This window comes from Alkalibacterium iburiense (assembly GCF_039521845.1).
Lineage (GTDB): Bacteria > Bacillota > Bacilli > Lactobacillales > Carnobacteriaceae_A > Alkalibacterium > Alkalibacterium iburiense.
On record NZ_BAAACW010000026.1, the window covers coordinates 1 to 21,036 of the forward strand.

Annotated in this window: 20 protein-coding genes; 2 read left to right on the top strand and 18 right to left on the bottom strand. The window is 37.9% G+C overall.

Translation table 11 applies throughout. The features are described 5' to 3' along the window. Nucleotides 1–269 precede the first annotated feature (269 nt). From frr to rpsB, 4 genes are all read right to left on the bottom strand, one after another. Entirely contained in the window at nucleotides 270–827 is a 558-nt protein-coding gene (frr, locus tag ABDZ53_RS02190) for a ribosome recycling factor (RefSeq protein WP_343753534.1), read from the bottom strand. After that, complete coding sequence (gene pyrH, locus ABDZ53_RS02195; RefSeq protein ID WP_343753536.1) at nucleotides 827–1,552, bottom strand: UMP kinase; 726 nt, start codon at nucleotides 1,550–1,552, stop codon at nucleotides 827–829. The genes frr and pyrH overlap by 1 nt, the downstream gene beginning before the upstream one ends. 192 nt (nucleotides 1,553–1,744) lie before the next feature. After that, a complete protein-coding gene (tsf, locus tag ABDZ53_RS02200) occupies nucleotides 1,745–2,629 on the bottom strand; it encodes a translation elongation factor Ts (protein WP_343753538.1) in 885 nt (294 codons plus the stop codon). A 50-nt stretch (nucleotides 2,630–2,679) separates the two neighbouring features. Further along, nucleotides 2,680–3,438 (bottom strand): 30S ribosomal protein S2, encoded by a 759-nt coding sequence (gene rpsB, locus ABDZ53_RS02205; protein WP_343753540.1) that lies wholly within the window; start codon nucleotides 3,436–3,438, stop codon nucleotides 2,680–2,682. A 261-nt stretch (nucleotides 3,439–3,699) separates the two neighbouring features. On the opposite strand from rpsB, the gene ABDZ53_RS02210 reads away from it, so the two are divergent. Next, nucleotides 3,700–4,317 (top strand): lysophospholipid acyltransferase family protein, encoded by a 618-nt coding sequence (locus ABDZ53_RS02210; protein ID WP_343753542.1) that lies wholly within the window; start codon nucleotides 3,700–3,702, stop codon nucleotides 4,315–4,317. 23 nt (nucleotides 4,318–4,340) lie between these two features. Here ABDZ53_RS02210 and ABDZ53_RS02215 read toward each other — a convergent pair whose 3' ends face one another. The 5 genes from ABDZ53_RS02215 to ABDZ53_RS02235 form a co-directional block, all read right to left on the bottom strand. Beyond that, a complete protein-coding gene (locus tag ABDZ53_RS02215) occupies nucleotides 4,341–6,137 on the bottom strand; it encodes an ABC transporter ATP-binding protein (RefSeq protein WP_343753544.1) in 1,797 nt (598 codons plus the stop codon). Nucleotides 6,138–6,139: 2 nt separating this feature from the next. Continuing rightward, entirely contained in the window at nucleotides 6,140–7,888 is a 1,749-nt protein-coding gene (locus tag ABDZ53_RS02220) for an ABC transporter ATP-binding protein (RefSeq protein WP_343753546.1), read from the bottom strand. A 99-nt stretch (nucleotides 7,889–7,987) separates the two neighbouring features. Continuing rightward, nucleotides 7,988–8,230: a YneF family protein gene (locus ABDZ53_RS02225; protein WP_343753548.1), complete on the bottom strand. Its 243-nt coding sequence runs from the start codon at nucleotides 8,228–8,230 to the stop codon at nucleotides 7,988–7,990. Between the two features lie 165 nt (nucleotides 8,231–8,395). Continuing rightward, nucleotides 8,396–10,402 carry a transketolase gene (gene tkt, locus ABDZ53_RS02230; protein ID WP_343753550.1) on the bottom strand — a complete coding sequence of 669 codons (2,007 nt, stop codon included), beginning with the start codon at nucleotides 10,400–10,402 and terminating at the stop codon, nucleotides 8,396–8,398. A 106-nt stretch (nucleotides 10,403–10,508) separates the two neighbouring features. Further along, entirely contained in the window at nucleotides 10,509–10,751 is a 243-nt protein-coding gene (locus ABDZ53_RS02235; protein ID WP_343753552.1) for a DUF896 family protein, read from the bottom strand. 221 nt (nucleotides 10,752–10,972) lie between these two features. Between ABDZ53_RS02235 and lexA the strand changes: the two genes are divergently transcribed. Next, entirely contained in the window at nucleotides 10,973–11,608 is a 636-nt protein-coding gene (gene lexA / locus ABDZ53_RS02240) for a transcriptional repressor LexA (protein ID WP_343753554.1), read from the top strand. A 47-nt stretch (nucleotides 11,609–11,655) separates the two neighbouring features. Here the strand turns inward: lexA and ABDZ53_RS02245 are convergent, their stop codons facing one another. From ABDZ53_RS02245 to yihA, 9 genes are all read right to left on the bottom strand, one after another. After that, nucleotides 11,656–12,168, bottom strand: coding sequence for an adenine phosphoribosyltransferase (locus ABDZ53_RS02245; protein WP_343753556.1), 513 nt, complete (start codon nucleotides 12,166–12,168; stop codon nucleotides 11,656–11,658). A 28-nt stretch (nucleotides 12,169–12,196) separates the two neighbouring features. Then, entirely contained in the window at nucleotides 12,197–14,494 is a 2,298-nt protein-coding gene (recJ, locus tag ABDZ53_RS02250) for a single-stranded-DNA-specific exonuclease RecJ (protein ID WP_343753572.1), read from the bottom strand. Nucleotides 14,495–14,605: 111 nt separating this feature from the next. After that, entirely contained in the window at nucleotides 14,606–15,469 is an 864-nt protein-coding gene (locus tag ABDZ53_RS02255) for a DegV family protein (protein WP_343753558.1), read from the bottom strand. A 24-nt stretch (nucleotides 15,470–15,493) separates the two neighbouring features. Then, nucleotides 15,494–15,778 (bottom strand): LapA family protein, encoded by a 285-nt coding sequence (locus tag ABDZ53_RS02260; protein ID WP_343753560.1) that lies wholly within the window; start codon nucleotides 15,776–15,778, stop codon nucleotides 15,494–15,496. Between the two features lie 33 nt (nucleotides 15,779–15,811). Continuing rightward, nucleotides 15,812–16,603 (bottom strand): SDR family NAD(P)-dependent oxidoreductase, encoded by a 792-nt coding sequence (locus ABDZ53_RS02265; protein WP_343753562.1) that lies wholly within the window; start codon nucleotides 16,601–16,603, stop codon nucleotides 15,812–15,814. Between the two features lie 38 nt (nucleotides 16,604–16,641). Continuing rightward, nucleotides 16,642–17,574, bottom strand: coding sequence for a ribonuclease Z (gene rnz / locus ABDZ53_RS02270; RefSeq protein WP_343753564.1), 933 nt, complete (start codon nucleotides 17,572–17,574; stop codon nucleotides 16,642–16,644). Between the two features lie 20 nt (nucleotides 17,575–17,594). Continuing rightward, the gene (gene obgE, locus ABDZ53_RS02275) at nucleotides 17,595–18,896 is read right to left on the bottom strand and encodes a GTPase ObgE (protein ID WP_343753566.1); all 1,302 of its coding nucleotides are present in this window, start codon (nucleotides 18,894–18,896) and stop codon (nucleotides 17,595–17,597) included. A gap of 164 nt (nucleotides 18,897–19,060) precedes the next feature. Continuing rightward, nucleotides 19,061–20,200, bottom strand: a complete 1,140-nt coding sequence (locus tag ABDZ53_RS02280) for a glutamyl-tRNA reductase (RefSeq protein WP_343753568.1) — start codon at nucleotides 20,198–20,200, stop codon at nucleotides 19,061–19,063. After that, nucleotides 20,197–20,802: a ribosome biogenesis GTP-binding protein YihA/YsxC gene (yihA, locus tag ABDZ53_RS02285; protein WP_343753570.1), complete on the bottom strand. Its 606-nt coding sequence runs from the start codon at nucleotides 20,800–20,802 to the stop codon at nucleotides 20,197–20,199. The genes ABDZ53_RS02280 and yihA overlap by 4 nt, the downstream gene beginning before the upstream one ends. Nucleotides 20,803–21,036: the final 234 nt, after the last annotated feature.

Below are 21,036 nucleotides of genomic sequence, written 5' to 3' on the forward strand. Positions count from 1 at the left end.
TGTATACTTTTGAGCATTTCAAGTTGATTAAGTGCTTAAAATTATGGGGTTTTGACACCATAATCATACTATATGTACGATACAATAAAAAGTTTAAAATTTTATAAGGAGGTTGTCTTATGAGACGCCTAAGAAAATATATTATCAGTATCATCATTACGTCATTAGTTACCAAACTCGTAAATAAATACATTGTCGATAAACTGTAATTCAAAACATAATAAAAAAGGAGAGCCAGTGAGTTTCACTACTCTCCTTTTTTTCTGCAATTAGACGTCTAAAATTTCTTTTTCCTTTTCAGTAGATAACGCATCTATCGCTTTGACACTCGCATCTGTAATCTTTTGAACTTCATCTTCGTAATGACGGAGTTCGTCTTCTGTTAAATCGCCATTCTTTTCAGACTTTTTAAGTGCATCCATGCTGTCACGACGGATATTACGTACCGCAATTTTAGCATTTTCAGCTTCTTTCCCTACTTGCTTAGCTACTTCTCGTCTTCTCTCTTCAGTTAAAGCCGGGACCACTAAACGAATGACGGTTCCATCATTTGCAGGTGGGATGCCAATTTCTGATTGATTAATGGCTTTTTCGATATCTCCTAATGCACTCTTGTCATAAGGAGTAATAAGTAAAACTCTTGCTTCGGGTACTGTAATTTGAGCTAGCTGGTTTAACGGTGTTGGTACGCCGTAGTATTCAACCATGACTCGGTTTAACAGACTAGGATTCGCACGTCCTGCACGAATGCCACCCAATTCTCTCACATATGCTTGTTCTGCTTTTTTCATTCTAGCTTGTGTATCTTTTAAAACTGCTTCAGTCATTATTTTTTCCTCCTAACAGTTGTTCCGATGGGTTCTCCCATTGCAACACGTTTAATGTTTCCTTTTTCATTTAATTTAAAGACAACTAATGGAATATCATTATCCATACTTAAAGAAGATGCCGTTGAGTCCATGACTTGTAAGGATTTGTTAATGATATCTAAATAGGTTAACTCATCATACTTAGTGGCTGTTGAATCCACATTCGGATCAGCAGAGTACACACCATCTACATTATTTTTAGCCATCATAATGACATCTGCCTGCATTTCTGCCGCACGTAAGGCTGCGGTGGTATCGGTTGAGAAGTATGGACTTCCTGTTCCACCAGCAAAGATAACCACTCTTCCTTTTTCAAGGTGTCTCATGGCTCGTCTACGAATATACGGTTCAGCCACTTGCCTCATTTCTATGGAAGTTTGCACTCGAGTGGGTACGCCAATATTTTCTAAAGAATCCTGTAAAGCCAGTGCATTCATAATCGTGGCAATCATACCCATGTAATCGGCTTGTGACCGTTCCATACCCATTTCAGCCCCTACTTGGCCTCTCCAGATATTTCCGCCACCGACTACTATAGCTATTTCTACTCCTAATTCGTGCACTTCTTTGATTTCTTGACATATCTCATGAATGGTAGGTGGTTGAATCCCAAAACCGGTTTCTCCAGCTAAGGCTTCTCCACTTACTTTCAAGACGATACGTTTGTACTTCGGTTCTTCCATAAACTCTTTCCCTCCATCATTCATCCATCATTATTCTACCATAGAACAGTTGTGAGGTCATCTAAAAATGTCATTCCCTTCGGTTTAATCAAAAGGGATAGGACTATATAATAGAGTTCCTTTTTACTCTTCATTATTCCATTAACTGCAGTAAAAAAGCAGGGATAACGTTATCCCTGCTTTTACATGTTTTTATTTTTTGCCTAATTGGCTTTGAACTTCAGCTGCGAAATCTTCAGAACGTTTTTCAATACCTTCTCCAACTTCGTAACGAATAAATGCTTTTATAGAAGCACCGTTTTCTTTCAAATACTGTCCAACAGTTAGATCTGGGTTTTTAACATATGGTTGGTCAACAAGACTTACTTCAGCTAACCATTTGTTTAAACGCCCTTGAACCATTTTTTCAACAATATTTTCAGGTTTACCTTCGTTTTTAGCTTGTTCAGTTAAAATTTTCAATTCGTTTTCGCGAGCTTCCTCAGGGACTTCGTCACGTGTCACATATTGAGGATTGATAGCTGCGATATGCATAGCTACGTTACGAGCTATTTCCACATCGTCAGTTCCTTCAACAATAGTTAATACACTGATACGTCCACCCATGTGCTCGTAATCACCAAATACGTCATTATCTGTTTTTTCAACGTTTGCAAAACGACGAAGAGTGATTTTCTCTCCAATAGTCTGAGTTGCTTCAGCAATAACTGAAGACATTTTTTCTCCGTCCATTTCTGTTTCTAAAGCTTCTTCAACAGATGCCGGTTTGTTTTCGTTAAGTGTCTTAGTGATATTAGATACTAACGTTTGGAATTTTTCGTTTTTAGCAACGAAGTCTGTTTCAGAGTTGATTTCAGCAATAGTTGCAGTGTTTCCGTTAATTTGAACGTTAGATAATCCTTCCGCTGCAATACGGTCTGCTTTTTTAGCTGCTTTTGAAACACCTTTTTCACGTAGGTAGTCAATGGCTGCGTCTAAATCGCCATCTGTTTCTACCAATGCGTTTTTAGCGTCCATCATTCCTACGCCTGTTTTATCACGTAATTCTTTTACTTGAGCTGCTTTAATAGTTGCCACTATTGTTCCTCCTTAGTATTAGTAGTCTGTGATTATAAAATGTTAAAGAATTATTCGTTGTCGCCTTCAACAACTTCAACGATTTCGTCTAAAGAATCAGATTTAGCTTCTTCTTCAAATCCTTCTTCACCTTGATTTCCTTCGATAACAGCATCTGCTATTGTTTTAGTTAATAATTTAACAGCACGGATAGCGTCATCGTTTGAAGGGATAATAACGTCTACTTCATCTGGATCACAGTTCGTATCTACCATAGCTACGATTGGAATGTTTAATTTTCTTGCTTCTGCAATTGCAATGTGTTCTTTTCTTGGGTCAACCACAAATAAAACATCTGGTTTACGAGGCATATCTTTAATTCCGCCCAAGAATTTTTCTAAACGGTCGCGTTCTTTAATTAAGATTCCGACTTCTTTTTTAGGTAAGACGTCAAATGTTCCGTCTTCTTCCATTCTTTCAATTTCTTTCAAACGTGAAATACGTTTTTGAATCGTATCCCAGTTTGTCAATGTTCCACCTAACCAACGGTGGTTAATGTAGTAAGCGCCAGCTCTTTGTGCTTCTTCTTTGATAGCGTCTTGAGCTTGTTTTTTAGTTCCTACAAAAAGAACCACTCCACCATCTTCTGCGATTTCGCGAACATAGTTGTATGCTTGATCAATTAACTTAACAGTTTTCTGTAAGTCAATGATGTAGATACCGTTTCTTTCTGTAAAAATATAAGGTTTCATTTTAGGGTTCCAGCGTCTTGTCTGGTGACCAAAATGTACCCCTGACTCTAGTAATTGTTTCATTGATACTACTGCCATTTTTCATTCCTCCAATATGGTTTTTTATTTTCCCTCCCCTAGCTTCATCTGCATGAACACTCTATGGCAACAGAGCACCATTCATTGCATCCACTAAGGTGTGAAATTAGTGCTATTTGCACCATCGATTATTATAGCATAGTCCCTTCTCCTAATGCAAACTTTTTTGAGTGTAAGACAATGATTTCGTTAAAAAAATTCCTTGATAAAAAAAAGAAACTGTCGCATACTTATAACAGATTATATAAAGGAAGTGGCCTTATGTTTTTCTCTTTTATTAGAGGACTCATTTATTTAATTATTTTACTTTTAAATGGAAAACCTGAATACCAAGGACGTGAAAAGTTACCGAAAGACGACAATTATATTATAATCGCTCCTCACCGCTCCTGGATTGATCCCGTATATCTGGCATTTGTGGCAGCACCTAAGCAGTTTGCCTTTATGGCGAAGAAGGAACTATTCAAAAATCCCTTGCTCAGATGGTTTGTGACAAAACTGAACGCTTTCCCAGTGGACCGAGAGAATCCAGGACCAAGCGCGATTAAGACACCTGTTAAAATATTAAAAGAAACGGATTTAGGATTAGTTATTTTCCCTACTGGGACGCGACACTCGAGTGAGCTAAAAGGGGGAGCCGTGACGATAGCCAAGTTGAGTAAAAAGCCTATGGTTCCTATCGTATTCAGTGGTGCAGAAACCTTTAAGGACCTATTAAAAAGAAATCGGGCGATTGTGCGTGTCGGAGATCCTTTTATTGTGGAAAGAAAAGTTGAAGGGGTCAAAGATGTTAATGCCTACTATTCCAATAAAATACAGGAATCCTTTGATCAATTAGAGAACGAACTTAGTAAAGAAAGAAAAAGTCTTCAGCCATAAAGTATGGCTGAAGACTTTTCTTTTTAAACGGATGATGTTTGTAGTCCTAAATTTTGTAATTCGTACATATCTTTATAGAGTCCGCCACGTTCAATTAACTCATCGTGCGTCCCTCGTTCTACAATTTCTCCCTTATCTAAAACAAGAATTTGGTCAGCATCTCGAATGGTTGACAGACGGTGGGCAATCGCCACGGTAGTCCGCCCTTTTCTCATGCGCTGCAAGCCTTCCTGAATTAATGACTCTGTCTCGGTATCAATGTTTGCGGTCGCTTCATCCAAAATGAGAATCTTTGGATCACGGACAATCGTCCTCGCAAAGGAGAGCAATTGTTTTTGACCGGTTGAGAAGCTCGCTCCTCTTTCGATCACTTTAGCATCATACTGTCCATCTAATTCTTCAATAAAGCGATCGGCTTGCACAAATCGAGCCGCTTCGATAACCTCTCTATCTGAAATTTGATCATTCATGAGGCGAATATTGTCTTTAATTGTTCCATAAAACAGGAAGGAGTCCTGCAGTACTAGACCGGTGCGTTGTCTTAATTCTCTCATAGGATAATCTTTAATCGATTTCCCATCTATTAAAACTTCTCCTTCATGGAAATCATAAAAACGCATGAGCACGTTGATAATAGACGACTTTCCACTTCCTGTATGACCGACTAGGGCCACAGTTTCTCCAGGATTGACGGTAAAGTTGATATTTTTCAATACTTTGTTTTCTCCATCGTAAGAGAAGGATAAATTTTTAAATTCAATTTTCCCTTCTGTAATGGTTTCACTAGCTCCTTCGTTTTGTTCAGGAACATACTCTTCGTTGTCCATAACCGTTAGTATACGGCTACTTGAAACGACGCCATCCTGAAACAAACTTAAACTATCCATTAATCTAGTCAACGGTCTGAAGAAGTCATTAGCGTAAGATGTGAACGCATAGATGACACCAACCTCAACCGGGCTGTTTAAAGCGTCGATACCAAATATCGCTAGTATCAATACCACTGCTAATGTATACAGCATATTGATGACTGGACTAAGCAAAATAGCATTAATTCTGACCATGGAGAAACGAGAATCAAAGTAAGATTCGTTTGTCTCTTCAAACTCTTTTCTCAAGCGTTTTTCTTGTCTGAATTGCTGAATAACTGACATTCCATTAATGGTCTCAGCTAATTTAGTGTTGAGTAAGCTGAGTTTGGATTTCATCTCATGATAGGTGGACGAACTGTACACCTGGTAGAAACGAATGACGACTAATAAAACAGGAGCAAATATAAGAATCCATAACGTGACTCTGACATCTAATAAAAACATTGCTCCAAGGGATATGATAACCCCAAACAAGCCTTGAATGATGGTCAAGAACACATGCCAGAAGTCTTTCATGGCTTCTGTATCATTCGTAGCACGCGTGATAATCCAACCCGTTGATGTCTGATCGAAGAAGCGTATGCCCAAGCTATGAAGCTTAGTATACAGTTGGTGTCTAATGTTTTTGACGGTCTTCTCTGAAGCCATATTAAATATATACAGTTCAAAATACCATACGGTCATCCTTATAATAGTCACGCCCAGATGCAAGGAGGCAAAAAAGAGTATGGTTTGCATAGCAACTTGCCCAGTCGTTAAGTGATCATCAATAAACACTTGGATAATTCTTGGCAGAGCAGCATTGGTAATAGCTAAAGCTACACTGAAGAATATAGCTAGTATAAATTGATTTCTATAAGGTTTAGCAAATTTCAATATACGTTTTAAAATGACCATTTGTTCATTAAATGGAATGGAGCGTCTCTTAGATAATTCTTGTTGTTCCATGACTACTCAGCCCCTTCCAATTTACGTTCAAGTTGTTGTTGTTCATACATATGCTTGTACCAACCATCCATTTCAAGAAGTTCTTCGTGTGTGCCGCGCTCCACAATTGTTCCTTCTTCAACCACAATGATTTCTTCGGCATGCATAACCGAACTGATTCGGTGAGCGGCAATAATAGTCGTTTGCCCAGATCGGATATCTTTTAATCCGGACAGGATGCTTTCTTCTGTCTTAGCATCTACAGCCGATAATGAATCATCCAAAATCATCAGTTCTGGATTAATAAGAATAGCTCGAGCAATCGAAATACGTTGCTTTTGACCACCGGAAAGAGATACTCCACGTTCTCCTACTTCCGTATCATATCCTTTGGGCAATTCTAAAATATCTTCATGGATATTAGCTAGTCTAGCAGCTGCTTCTACAGCAGACTGATCCAAGGTAGGATCAGCGAAACGAATATTTTCCCGAATAGTGTCTGAGAATAAATAGTTATCTTGCGGGACGTATCCGATATGTTTCAGTAAAGCATCTAAAGTATAATCTCTAATGTCATAATTCCCGTATTCGATGTTTCCTTTATACTGATCATATTCTCTTAGAAGCAATTTAATGATCGTTGTTTTTCCTGCTCCTGTTTTACCGACTACACCTAATGTTCCACCCGTTTTTAATGTGAAGTGAATATCACGTAAAGTGATGTCATTAGAATCCGGATAGCTGAATTCTTCAATAGCATAATTCAAATCACCAGAAATAGGTTTTTCAACCGCTCCGTGTCTTTCTATAACAGAAGTTTCTTCTCTTAGTAAATTTTCTATCCGGTCATAACTTGCTGATCCTCTTTCAATAATATTAAACAATCGACCGATGGCGAACATTGGCCAAACCAGCATACCGATATAGTTAATAAAAGTCACAAAATCTCCTATGGTAATTTCATTATTGGTGATTAATAAGCCTCCAACAAAAATAGTTAAGAAATAGGCGATTCCCATAATAAATGTTATGGTCGGATCAAATAAAGAGTCTACTTTATAAACGGCTCTATTTTTTTCTACAACATGTTCGGCTTCTCTATCGAAATCTTCTATATCTTCTTTTTCTTGTCCAAAGGTTTTGACGACTTTGATTCCTTGAATACTTTCTTGAACTTTATTGTTTAGTTGAGAGAAAGCAGCTTGAGCATCTCTAAACAGGACATGCAGTCTTCTTCCTAAAACGCGTGAGGCTATAGCAAGAAATGGCAGTGGAATAATAGCAATAAGCGTCAGGCGCCAATCGACGACAAACATCATAGCAATCAGTGTTGTTAATCCCACACTGATGGCATCTGCCATGGTCAATATGCCTCCCCCGGCGACCATTCTCAACCCTCTCAAGTCATTGGTTGCATGAGCCATTAAATCGCCAGCACGGTATTTTTGAAAAAATTCATTATCCATATTTGTAAAGTGATCATATAACTGATTTCTTACAATCTTTTCTAACTTGGCGGCATTTCCCCAAATTTTGACACGCCATAAATAACGAAGTAAATATTGTCCAATCGCAGTGGAAGCTAATATGACTAGCCACTGTGTTAATGACGCTGACGTAATCGCGCCTGTTTCTATTTCGTCCACCACAATACCTATGATACGCGGAGGAATCAATTGTAACAAGGCAACAATAACTAGAGCCAGTATCCCTATCAAATAGGATTTTTTCTCTTGCTTGAAAAACCAACTTAGTCTTTTAAATATTCCCATAATCTAATCCCCTACTATATTTGTTCATCACTCTACACTCATATGACACTATGTCATATTTTGTCATATTAGAACGGACAGATACCTGTCCGTTTCACCTTACTTTTTCTTTTTTTTCTTAGCTGTTTTCTGCTGTTGTTTCATTTGTGTCATCATCTGATTGATTTTTCTTTCAGATGGTTTTTGACCCATTTGAAGCATCATCATACGCAACATGTTTTCATCAATTGGCGGATTCTTTTCGAAATAATCCATCATGTATTTTCTGGCTATAAAGAAACCACCTACTAGACCACCGATTAGGGCAAGAATTATTAATAAAATGGCTAATCCTGTATTCATATCTTTCACTCCTCTCAGCTAACATAAAAGTGTTCACTGAATCATTTTACACAATTAGGGAACAAAAATAAACCTATTCGACTAATTATTATTCTTATCCTCGAAAAAAGCCTCCTTTCTATTAAAAGTCAGAAAGAGAGGCTTTATTCGAGAGCATTTCAGTAATTATTTAATTGAAAGGTAGGTATTCACGACATTTTCAGTTGTAAATCCATAAGCTTCAACAACAGCTTCACCATTTCCACTTGCACCAAATTTATCGATAGCTAAAATGCGTCCATCGTTTCCGACATGTTTATGCCATCCGAATGAAGATCCCATTTCAATAGCGACACGTTTAGTGACTGATGATGGAAGAACAGATTCTTTGTATTCAGCTGACTGTAATTCAAACAAGTCGAAACTTGGCATTGAAACAACCGATACATCTTGTCCTTGAGCTCTTAATTCTTTTTGAGCTTCGACTGCTAATGAGACTTCAGAACCGGTAGCGATTAAGATACCATCTGGTGTATCATTTTCTGAAGGTGAAAGAACGTAAGCTCCTTTTTGAACCGTTTGACGGGCCTTTTCCTGTGTTCCAGGTAAAACTGGCAAGTCTTGACGAGTTAACACAAGCATAGTCGGACGGTCTGTAGATTTAAGCGCAATTTCCCACGCCGCTGCTGCTTCATTTCCATCAGCAGGTCTCAATACCGTTAAATTATGCATCCCACGGAAGCTAGATAAGTGTTCAACTGGTTCGTGAGTCGGACCATCTTCTCCAACAGCAATGGAGTCATGTGTCATAACAAAGATAGATGGAATGTCTGACAAAGCAGCCAGTCTTACAGCTGGTCTTAAGTAGTCCGTAAAGACGAAGAAAGTAGCCGCATAGGTTTTAGTTCCGCCATGCAGCACAATCCCGTTCATAGCTGCAGCCATAGCAAATTCTCTTACACCATACCAGATATTGCGTCCTTCATATTGTCCCGGTTGGAAATCTTTCTCTCCATCAATCATTGTTTTGTTTGAACTGGATAAGTCAGCTGCTCCACCCCATAAGTTAGGGACTGTTTTAGCGATAGCATTAATAATATCCCCACTGGATGAACGCGTAGCTGCTTTTCCATCTTCTTCAGAATAAGACGGTAATTCACTATCCCAGTTTTCTGGTAATTCGCCTGACAAAGCAGAGTCGAATTGCTTAGCTAAATCTGAATGAGCTGAACGATAAGCATCGACTAATTCGTTCCATTCTTTTTCTAGCTTCTCACCTTTATCTACCATGTGCTCTTTGAATCGGTCTGCTACTTCTTGAGGAACATAGAAGTCTTCGCCTTCCCATCCATAAGCTTTTTTAGCCGCTTCCACACCATCCGGTCCTAATGGGGCACCGTGTACCGTGTGTGATCCTTGGTTTGGAGCACCGAAACCAATAACTGTTTTAATTTCGATTAATGTCGGTTTATCTGTTGATTCTTTAGCTTGTGTAATAGCTTGGTCAATCGCTTCTAGATCATTACCATCTTCTACTAAGATATGCTCCCAGCCATAAGCTTCAAATCGTTTTCCTACATCTTCAGTAAAGGCTTTAGATGTTGGTCCGTCTAAGGAAATATCGTTTGAGTCATATAACATGATTAACTTACCAAGTTTCAAGTGACCAGCTAAAGATGCAGCTTCTTGAGAAACCCCTTCCATCAAGTCTCCATCTCCACATAACCCATAAGTATAATGATCGACTACGTTATACTCATCTTTATTGTAAGTAGCAGCTAAATGAGCTTCAGCCATAGCCATTCCTACAGCGTTTGCAAAACCTTGTCCTAAAGGTCCAGTTGTTGCCTCTACTCCGTCAGTTATGTGTACTTCTGGGTGTCCAGGAGTATTACTTCCTAATTGACGGAAGTTTTTTAAATCGTCAAGGCTGACATCATAACCTGATAAATGTAACAAGCTGTATAAAAGCATAGACCCATGTCCTGCTGATAATACAAAACGGTCACGATCAAACCATCTAGAGTTCTTTGGATTTACATTTAAATGACGTGTCCATAAGGTATACGCCATTGGAGCTGCTCCCATTGGTAAGCCCGGGTGACCCGAGTTTGCTTTTTGTACACCATCAATACTGAGTGTACGAATTGTATCTACTGCCATTTGATCTATATTATCAAACACACTATTCATCCCTTTCGTTTGTTTAAATTCTAAACTTACTCAACTATTGTACTATTAATTCGCTGCCATTTCAATATTAGAAGCGATTTCGTTCAATTAATAACAAACCAAACACTTAATCGCGATTGTGAATGCCTTTTTGACGTTGAATTTCTTTTAATTTACCAGGCGTTAAGTCCGTTCCTTCTTCGTCTACTATTTTCATGCCTTCAATCTGGTTTCTCATTCCAGAGCGAAATGCTTTAATATATTCTTCACGCAGGCTGGTCTGTTCTTCTTTTTCTTCACTAGTCAGTCCATCTTTTCTTTCTTTTCTGACTAATTCATTGATTCTGTCTAACTTTGCTTTCTCTAACATATTACCCTCCTTAAATAGTGCGCTATACTATCTTTCGATAGCTTTCCTTATTTATCATACCATTACTCCATTAAAAGTGGTAGAGATTGGCGAGAATACTCAATAATCTTTACACTCTTTCGAACATAAGTTTGAATTGTTACATCTACTGTGCTATACTCAAACTAAGTAAGAACGGTTGTTCCATTAATGAATACGTGATAGGAAAGAGAGGTTGGAAAATGAGTACGAGAGGCCGAAAAGGCAAGAAACAGTTAGAAATATTACAATTTATATATGAACAAGTCCAACATAGAGGGTATCCACCCACAGTGAGAGAAATTGGTGTAGCAACTGATTTATCTTCCACTTCAACTGTACACGGACACCTTTCCAGATTAGAAAAAAGCGGGTATATTTTGAGAGACCCTTCAAAACCCAGAGCGATTGAATTTACATCTTTAGGCTTAAGTAAATTAGGGATCGACGAAAATGAAGATATGATTCCCTTACTTGGTGTCGTTACTGCTGGTGAACCAATCTTAGCTGTTGAGGAAGCAACGGATTACTTCCCTATTCCAAATGAATTAGAATTTGAAAAAGGAAACCTGTTTATGCTGACTATCCGAGGAGATAGTATGAAGGATGTAGGCATATTAGATGGAGATCACGTAATTGTTCGCAAGCAGGATGCCGCAAGCAATGGAGACATTGTTATTGCTATGACTGATGAAGATGAAGCGACCTGTAAGAGATTTTATAAAGAAAACGATCATATTCGTTTACAGCCAGAAAATGAGAATTTGGATCCCATCATTTTAAATGATGCTAAAATTTTAGGTAAAGTCATTTCCCTTTATAGAAGCCATATATTTTAATATAAATAGAAGCCCCTTCCTCTCTTTACATGAGGAAGGGGTCTTTGTTAATAGGTCATTAATGTGAAGATATCGTAGCCTTCTATTTTATCTCGTCCTTTTAAGTCTTTCAATTCAATAAAGAACGCTGCTCCAACCACTTCTCCACCTAATTTTTCAACGAGTTGTATGGTTGCTGCAATGGTTCCACCTGTAGCCAGCAAGTCATCTGTAATGAGTACTTTCTGACCAGGTTTAATCGCATCTTTGTGTAACTGCAGGACGTCATTTCCGTACTCTAACCCATAACTCACTTCAATAGTTTCTCTTGGGAGTTTTCCTTTTTTACGACAAGGCGCAAATCCGACTTGTAATTCATTTGCTACGGGGCATCCAACGATGAACCCTCTTGCTTCAGGTCCGACAATCATCTCTACGCCTTTATCTTTAGCATATTCGACAATCTTTTCGGTAGCCGCTTTATAAGCTTTCCCGTCAGCCATCAATGGAGAAATATCTCTAAATGTAATCCCCTTTTCTGGAAAATCTGGTACATCTGCAATATAGTCTTTAAAATTCATTTTTTCCTCCGCCTTCTTAAAACTCATATTAAATTTCTCTAAGGTAAGACACTAGTTCATTAAAGGAACTATAAACAAGTGTTTCTTCTGTCTTAATTTGAGCTAATCTTTTTTGATATGTTATAGTATCCTCTAAGTTCTTCTTCTGAGGTTGGGAACGAATGCTTAACTTCCCATCCTCTATTGTAACAAATTCATTCTCTAAAAACACCATTATCATGAATTTAAGTGTCTCACTGTCCAATTTCATGACCTTTTTCAATTTTTCAGTCTCATTAGCCAAGTGAATGGTTTTGTTTTTCAAGAGCCATTTATATAATTTAGTAAATTGTTCTCGTTTAGGTACGCCTTTAAAATAATACTCGTGTGGGGAGTAGAAAAATAAATAGAGCGTATGATCTTTGTAGTTTCTAAACACTTTTTCGAAGTCACTTAACTCATCAGGGATATCCATGAACACCACAGGATCGGCCTCATGGATAGTCGGCAAGTCTTTGTTTTCATCTAATAGATAGCCTGTAGAATCTCTAGTGATATGCGGTTTCCATTTATTGAAGTGTTCTTTTTTAAAAAAGAGATAATGAGCCCCTACTTTACTGAATAACCGCTTTTGATTTCCTTCTTTTCTATAATCAATGATAACAGAGTCCTGCGTTTTAAAGTCAGCTGCTGTAAGCTGTACCTTCTTGTTTCCATTCCATTCATTAATATCTAAATAACCTACCACGTCAATCTTTGGAGAGGATCGCCAAACTTCTTCCCATTCAGCTGACTGAAAAGCTATCATCTCTAGCTGTTTTTCATTTTTCACTAAGCTTGCTTTCAAATGAGACTGATCTGCTCCAATGATTTTCACTTTATCTGGTAAGAGAGATTCTAATTTGAATAGAGGTTTTTCATTTTCCTGACCAAAGGGTTTTAATGCATTTAACTCGTCAATTAAATCAATTGAAATATCTTCCCACTCAACGATTCCACTTATATCTAATTTTCTGTAACTCTCCGAGTCTTCCATAAGCTGTTCAGCTTGTCTGTTCACGGCTTCAATAAAAGCGTCTAGTTGATTCATTTCTAAACTTAAACCACAAGCCATTTCATGTCCACCAAAGTGACTTAAATAGTCTCTTATTTCGTTCATGCATTCGTAAATATTGAACCCATTGATACTTCGTCCCGACCCTTTGACTTTTTCGGTATTGGGATCACTTGTTAGAATAATGGTCGGCTTGCTCACTTTATCTGCTACTTTGCTGGCCACTATCCCTAAAACACCCTCATGCCATCCAGGCTCGTGTAAAACAACAATGGCCTGATCAGACTGTTCTTCCAACTTATCAAAGGCTTCTAAAGTAATCTGATTCACCAGTGCTTTTCTTTCTTCGTTTTTATTAATAATGATTCGACTCAATCTCTGAGCTTCTTCATCGTCAAACGTCGTCAGTAAGTCCACTACTAAAGTAGCGTCTCCCAGTCTTCCTACTGCATTAATGGGAGGGGCTATTTTAAACCCCACTGTTTCTTCATCGATTGATTCCAATGGGATGGAACCCTCAGCAAGTAAAGCCAGCAGCCCTATGCGTTGAGAATGTTTCATCCACTTTAAACCAAAATAAGCAATGGCTCTATTTTCCCCTGTTAAAGAAACTAAGTCGGCTATCGTTCCTATGGCCGCTAAATCAAGTAGCTCTTCAGGAATTTCACCTAATAATGCAGTCGCCACTTTTAAGCTGACTCCAGCACCAGATAAGTCAGGACAAGCATAGTTCCCCTTGGGATGACGGGGATGAACGATAGAGTAAGCATCAGGTAATTCTTTTGGACACTCATGATGGTCAGTCACAATCACATCTATTCCTAAGGTATTGGCATGGGTAATAGCTTCATGTCCTGCAACACCATTGTCGACAGTTATAATTAACTCTGTTCCATTTTCTATTAACTTATTAAAGGCTTCAACATTTGGACCATATCCCTCTATAAAGCGATTTGGTATATAGTAATCCACTTGACCTCCAAGCATTTCAATCGCTTCATATAAAATGACTGTACTTGTGACACCGTCCGCATCGTAATCACCATAAACGGTTATCTTCTGACCTGAAGTGAGAGCTTCTTGGATGCGTTCGACCGTCTTATCCATTTCATAAAGAGTAAACGGATCATGAAACCAATCAGCAGTAGGATTAATAAATCGATCAATTGCTTCTTTGGTATGTAGTCCTCTGTTCATACATAGTTTAATAAACGTCTTAGACGCATTCATCTCTGCAGCTAACGCGTCTACCTTTGTTTCATCAATAGTTTTATCGGGGATTTCCCAAATCATCTTTTGCACAAGTGACACTCCTTTACTACTCACAGACATCAATTATACCAAAAAAAGAGATACAATAAAGGAAATCCTTCATCGCATCTCATACTTGGTAACATATGATGATTAATCTAAAATTTGTACACCGATTCCAATCAGTCCTGGACCTGTGTGCACACCCAAAGCTGGACTAATTTGGTCAAAGAAAAAGTTTTCATAATGAGACAATCTCTTTTTCAGCTCAGTACGAATCGCTTCTGCTTCCTTTAAAGCTGTTTCTCCACCATAAGCTACCGCTAAGTTATATTTTTTTGCATTAGCAGCAAACTCTTCCACTAATGAAATAGTTTTATTGATAGATTTGGATTTCCCTCTTACTTTTGCAACGGTATGATAAATCCCCTCATCATTACAGGTAATAATGGGTTTTAAATTCATAAGACTTCCTACAACGGACTGAACGAGCCCGATGCGGCCTCCTTTTTGAAGATACTCTAACGTTGGAACGTGGAAATAAACCTTGGCTTTCTTAATCCCCTCTTGCAGCTTCTCTTCGATTGAGTCCCAATCCGTATGAAGAGCCACTTGTTTGGCTGCTTCTACCACAGATAAACCAGAGCCGATCCCAATATTTTTTGTATCTAAAACGAAAATGTCTAATCCTTCGTATTGTTCTGCGACTAGTCGGACCATGTTATTTGTGCCACTTAAACCGCTAGAAATCGTAATAGCCAGTACTTTTTCATAGCCTTCAGCTTTGATTTCATCCAGCATGGATTTAATTACTTCTCCATCAGGAAGTGATGTTTTAGGTATTTCATTCTCCATTTTTCGATACACTTCGTCAGCTGTTATGGTTTCTTTATCAATATATTCCCCGTCATTAAAAATAATCTTCAACGGTATCACTTTAATGTTGAATTTTTCTCTTATAGCCTCCGGAACATCAGAACCCGAATCTGTTAGAATGGCAATCTTTTGTTTATTCATACACTATCCCCTACCTCTTTTTTATTATTTATCTAGATTTTTACTGTTCTTATCCGTTCTTGTTAACGGTTTGGAATCAGGTTGACTGTCTTTCGTATGTTCTTTTTTGTCTTTGTAGGATTTAAAAGTAGATAGCAGGGTCGCTATAACAGCCCCTAAAAGAATCGATACGAATATAATAATGATTAGCGGCCACTCAACGACAGCAAAACCAAAATTTAAAGGTACGGAATCGACATTCAAAACAGATAAAATGGCAACCAAAAGCAGTAGAATAATCGCTCCAATCATACTCCATTGTCTCTTCATACTAAACTCCCCCTCATTGTGTTATATGATGCCTTACTTCTTATTAAATATGGTCCGTGTGAGATAGTCTCCTGTTTTTGGGAAGAGTGTATACACACGGTGAGCCACTTCTAAAATGACTGGCATGTTAACTTCTCTTTTGGGAGAAGCTATCGCTTTAACCGTTTTAGAGGCAACCTCTTCTACATCTAGAACAAAGGGCCTAATACTATTAACGTATTCACGGTCAGGATCAAAAACATCGAAAAAGGCTGTTTCGACAGGACCCGGATTGATTGTGGTCACATCAATATGATGTTCTTTCAATTCAAGTCTTAAGGCATTACTAAATCCTGTTACCGCATGCTTAGTCGCCGCATAAACAGATGATTTCGGTGTGGCAATTTTACCTGCTATAGAAGAAACATTGACAATCTGTCCTGCTTTATGTGGAATCATGTGTAAGGCAATAAGCTGAGATAAATACATTAATCCAAGTACATTCACTTTAAACATCTGCTCTGCTTTTGAAAAATCATAATCAATAAAGTGACCCGTGTGTCCAAAGCCTGCGCTGTTCACTAAAACATCTATTTTATCCAGTTTAGATGTCAAGTGATCCACTGCTCTTTTAATTTCTTCTGGATTAGAAACATCTAGTGGATAAGCAATAATATTTGCATCGAATCTTCTTATACATTCTGCTTTAATAGACATCAGCTTATCTTTTCGTCTGGCGCTTAAAATTAAGGTCGCTCCTTTTTCCGCCAGCTGATAAGCCAATTCCTCTCCTATACCAGAGGAGGCTCCTGTAATCCATATGACTTTGTCTTTTACGCTCTTCATCGTTATCCTCTTCTCTTTTCCATTTTCAATACGTGTAGTCAGTCTTTCTTTAAAGGTACATCGACCACTGAAAAATCGTGCATGAGTTGGGTATTTTGAAACACTTGCTGCGCTTTCCTTTCAATCTCTTTGCTCTCTGCAAATAAATAACGTGCACTGATATGTGTGAGCAATAGCTGAGATACATTCGCTTCTTTAGCGGTTTGGGCAGCATCAATATTAGTAGAATGGTTATAGTTCTTAGCTAATTCCTGCTCTTCTCCTGAAAATGTACTCTCATGGACAAGGACGTCCGCATCTTGTGCAAGTTCTACACTATTTGGGTGTTTGACTGTATCACCTAATATGGTGATGATACGTCCTTTTTGTTTTGGTCCTATGAAGTCTTTTCCGTTCAATTCTAACCCGTTATCTAGCGTAACTGTTTCACCTTTTTTCAACTGTCCGAATAATGGTCCGAATGGAACACCTAATTCACGTAATTTCTCAGCATTTAATTCCCCTTCACGGTCTTTCTCTTGAATTCTAAATCCAAACGAAGGAATCCCATGCTTTAGTTTCTTAGTTGTCACAATAAATTGGTCATCTTCCAATAAAGTGGTATCATTTGAGAACTCTTCAAATCGTATCGCATATTTGAAATGCGATTGAGAGAGCTTCAATGACATCGTAACGTATTGTTTGATTCCTTTAGGCCCATAAATCGTGACTGGGGTGTCTCCCCCTTGGAAAGCACGACTACTTAATAAACCGGGTAAGCCAAAAATGTGATCCCCATGTAAATGAGTGATAAAGATTTTATCTATTTTTCTCGGTTTTATCGTTGTTTTAAGTATTTGGTGTTGAGTCGCTTCTCCACAATCAAATAACCATACACTGTTTCTTTCATCTAACAATTTCAAAGCAATACTTGAAACATTCCGGTATTTTGCAGGGACTCCCGAACCTGTTCCTAAAAATAATAATTCCATATCAAAATCCTTTACTCAGTCTATTCAACAAATTCAAATTCAAAGTTATCAATTCTTACTGTGTCTCCGTTTTTAGCTCCTCTTTCTCTTAGAGCTTGGTCAATTCCCATGCCTCTTATCTGTCTTGAGAAACGCATAATGGATTCATCAAAATCAAAATTCGTCATTTGATATAATTTTTCTAACTTCTCGCCAGATAATACCCATGTTCCATCAGGATCTCGCGTGATGGTGTAGTCTTTGTTTTCAGGTACAAACTTATACAATACACGCTCTTCCTCGCCTGTCTCTTCTTCGTATAATGGAAATTCCGGAGCGGTTTCCAGTAATTCCGCTGTACGATTTAACACAGCAGTCAAGCCTTGTTGCGTTAAGGCAGATACTTCAAATATCTCTACCTCTTCATTATTCTTCTTTAATTCTTCTTTAAAGACTTTTAAGTTCTCTTCTGATTCAGGCATATCCATTTTATTAGCTATGACTAGTTGAGGTCTTTCCAGTAGTTTTAAATCATACTGCTCTAATTCTTGATTAATCGTGTAGTAGTCTTCAATGGGATCTCTCCCTTCCACACCACTCATATCAACGACATGCAATAACACGCGTGTGCGTTCGATATGTCTGAGGAACTCTATTCCCAAACCGACACCTTGAGACGCCCCTTCTATTAATCCAGGCATATCAGCGAGCACAAAGCTGCTGCCATTTTCTGTTCTAATCATACCGAGATTCGGAACAAGTGTGGTGAAGTGATAAGCCCCAATCTTAGGCCTTGCAGACGAGACAACAGATAAAAAGGTTGATTTCCCTACTGAAGGAAATCCAATGAGTCCTACATCCGCTAAAACTTTTAACTCGAGTTCAATTTCTCCTTCTTCACCCGGTTCGCCATTTTCAGCAATTTCTGGAGCTGGATTTTTCGGAGATGCAAAACGAATATTCCCTCTTCCTCCTCTGCCGCCTTTAGCGATAATAGCTTCTTGGTTATGCTCGGTTAAATCAGCATAGACTCTCCCTGTTTCTGAATCCTTGACAATCGTTCCAGGTGGGACCTTTACATAGAGGTCTTTGGCATTTCTTCCATGCATCCCTTTGGACATCCCGTTCTCACCATTCTGAGCCCTAAAGTGACGATTGTAACGGAAATCCATTAAAGTACGTAATCCTTCATCCACTACAAAGATAACATTACCGCCATCTCCACCGTCTCCACCAGCAGGTCCTCCATCTGGTACATATTTTTCTCTTCTGAAGGCGACCATTCCATTGCCGCCATCTCCTGCTTTGACATTCACTTTAACGTGATCTAAAAACATAGACATTTGTATCTCCTGCTTTCTATTACAAACCATTCTTAAATAAAAAAAAATTATAATCTATTATTTATTCATTTTACACTAATCTAAGCCTTATATCTAATCTCACTTATTATTTGTGTCCGTATTTTAAATAAAATAAAAAAAGAGTCTTCTTTCCCGACTCTTTTTTACGCTCTATGACTGATTTTTTTGTTATAACTCACAAATTGTGAAGGACGCTTCGCACTTAACCAAGCTGTTGATTTCTGAGCTTGGAGTTGATTGACATAGTCCATATAGTGGGTTGTAAAATCCGTTAACAGTTCATCATAAACAACCTTCGCATTTTCCTGTTTTTCTTCAGAGAATAGTTTAGGAGCCATATCATGTATGTTTTTGTATTCAAAATTTTTGTACTTAGAAAATAATGTTTCATCTTGACATAAGCTGAAGTCACAGACTAATTGTTTCTTAGCTCCTGGTCTTACTTCGTTCATTTCCTGAATCAGTTCTTCAGATAGCCAAGCATGTTCAATAGATGGACCTACAACAATTACATCGGCTTTCGCTAATCTAAAGACAATGTCTTTAAAGCTAACGGTATGAATGTTCTTGATGCGATGGGCATGATTCATCATTTTGAGCCATCTTTCAATCTCTAATTTGCTGTTTTTGTCTTCTTCTGTTCTGACTGCTATGGTAAGAGAAGAATTTGTTTCATCGATGAAATGTTTCATCAGCTGTTTTACAACCGGATGATCTCCGACTACTAAATAATCTTTGTTTTCTTTTTCAGGAAAATTCTTTTTAATTAATCGAATTGTTTTATATACATTACTTTGAAGTATGGGTTCAATAGAGTCCTTTTCACATAAGGTTATTGAAAATTCAAGTACAGTTTTGAATAGGGCATATAAGACTGGCCCCACTGATTTTTCTCTTAATGCTTCTAATAAAGCATGATCTAATATTTCAATCGTTTCATATTCATCCGAATAATCTGTGTCGACATTGGCAGACACATTGAGAAGATGTTTCACGACGTCATCGTTAAATTTACTGTATGTTTCCAGTATAATCTCTTCTAGCGGTTTTTTAGTGTACTCAGCAAAATACCGTAGTAAATCACCATGTTTAAATTCTGTTTCGTCTACAAACAAATAATACTCATTTCTATTCTCTGTAACGAGCAAGACGACTTCTTTCACCCCACTAAATAACTTTATTTCCTGCAGGTGTTTCTTTCGCATGTCGTCATTCAGACTGTATTTGTAAATTTCATCAACAGATACACTGTCTCGATTTACACCATACATTAACAGTTTCATTCTTTACCATTCCTCGTATAAGCTAAAATTTCGTTCCATATTTCTTTACGGCCCTCTTTTGTCACAGAAGAAAACGGGTAAAAAGTATCTTCAGATTCGAGTTTAAGAGCCTTCTTAATCATACTCGTGTGTTTATTATGTTTTGATTTTTTTATTTTATCCGATTTTGTGGCGACAACTAAAACAGGTATATTAAAATATTTGAAAAATTCATACATTTGAATATCTAAATTAGTAGGCTCATGTCTAAAATCAACTAACAAGACACCCAGCACTAACTCTTCCCGTGTGGCAAAGTATTCATTCATCATAACTCCCCATTTTTCCTGTTCTGCGTTGGAAACCTGGGCATATCCATATCCTGGTACATCGACGAAAAATAACTCATTTTCAATGTTGAAAAAGTTTAGTGTTCTTGTTTTACCTGGCTTTCCAGATGTTCGTGCCAAGTTTTTACGGTTAACCATTGTATTAATAAACGACGATTTCCCAACGTTCGAACGCCCCGCTAACACTATTTCAGGGATTCCGTCGTCAGGGTATTGAGAAGGAGATACCGCACTTATTGTTATATCAGCGTAGTGTATTTTATCACTATTCATTCTATTTCTCCTCACACTTTGAATATTGAATCATTAGTTAGTATAACATATTTTTTAAACTTTTAAAGGAGTTTATTAAAAATATGTAACAACACACTCCCTTTTGTTACATAATGATGTCTAATATTCGATGGCTGTCATATGGAAAAAGTAAGAAATGGAGTACGGGAGTTTGACAGTTGAAACGAGGAAAAAGTGACAGAAAGCCTATAAGGGCTTTCTTTTTTTGTCAAA

Bases quoted from the DNA above. Each gene is read 5' to 3' on its own strand.
- frr (WP_343753534.1), bottom strand. From the start codon at position 827: ATGACTGAAGCAGTTTTAAAAGATACACAAGCTAGAATGAAAAAAGCA.
- pyrH (WP_343753536.1), bottom strand. From the start codon at position 1,552: ATGGAAGAACCGAAGTACAAACGTATCGTCTTGAAAGTAAGTGGAGAA.
- rpsB (WP_343753540.1), bottom strand. From the start codon at position 3,438: ATGGCAGTAGTATCAATGAAACAATTACTAGAGTCAGGGGTACATTTT.
- ABDZ53_RS02210 (WP_343753542.1), top strand. From the start codon at position 3,700: ATGTTTTTCTCTTTTATTAGAGGACTCATTTATTTAATTATTTTACTT.
- ABDZ53_RS02215 (WP_343753544.1), bottom strand. From the start codon at position 6,137: ATGGAACAACAAGAATTATCTAAGAGACGCTCCATTCCATTTAATGAA.
- ABDZ53_RS02220 (WP_343753546.1), bottom strand. From the start codon at position 7,888: ATGGGAATATTTAAAAGACTAAGTTGGTTTTTCAAGCAAGAGAAAAAA.
- ABDZ53_RS02225 (WP_343753548.1), bottom strand. From the start codon at position 8,230: ATGAATACAGGATTAGCCATTTTATTAATAATTCTTGCCCTAATCGGT.
- tkt (WP_343753550.1), bottom strand. From the start codon at position 10,402: ATGAATAGTGTGTTTGATAATATAGATCAAATGGCAGTAGATACAATT.
- ABDZ53_RS02235 (WP_343753552.1), bottom strand. From the start codon at position 10,751: ATGTTAGAGAAAGCAAAGTTAGACAGAATCAATGAATTAGTCAGAAAA.
- lexA (WP_343753554.1), top strand. From the start codon at position 10,973: ATGAGTACGAGAGGCCGAAAAGGCAAGAAACAGTTAGAAATATTACAA.
- ABDZ53_RS02245 (WP_343753556.1), bottom strand. From the start codon at position 12,168: ATGAATTTTAAAGACTATATTGCAGATGTACCAGATTTTCCAGAAAAG.
- recJ (WP_343753572.1), bottom strand. From the start codon at position 14,494: ATGATTTGGGAAATCCCCGATAAAACTATTGATGAAACAAAGGTAGAC.
- ABDZ53_RS02255 (WP_343753558.1), bottom strand. From the start codon at position 15,469: ATGAATAAACAAAAGATTGCCATTCTAACAGATTCGGGTTCTGATGTT.
- ABDZ53_RS02260 (WP_343753560.1), bottom strand. From the start codon at position 15,778: ATGAAGAGACAATGGAGTATGATTGGAGCGATTATTCTACTGCTTTTG.
- ABDZ53_RS02265 (WP_343753562.1), bottom strand. From the start codon at position 16,603: ATGAAGAGCGTAAAAGACAAAGTCATATGGATTACAGGAGCCTCCTCT.
- rnz (WP_343753564.1), bottom strand. From the start codon at position 17,574: ATGGAATTATTATTTTTAGGAACAGGTTCGGGAGTCCCTGCAAAATAC.
- obgE (WP_343753566.1), bottom strand. From the start codon at position 18,896: ATGTCTATGTTTTTAGATCACGTTAAAGTGAATGTCAAAGCAGGAGAT.
- ABDZ53_RS02280 (WP_343753568.1), bottom strand. From the start codon at position 20,200: ATGAAACTGTTAATGTATGGTGTAAATCGAGACAGTGTATCTGTTGAT.
- yihA (WP_343753570.1), bottom strand. From the start codon at position 20,802: ATGAATAGTGATAAAATACACTACGCTGATATAACAATAAGTGCGGTA.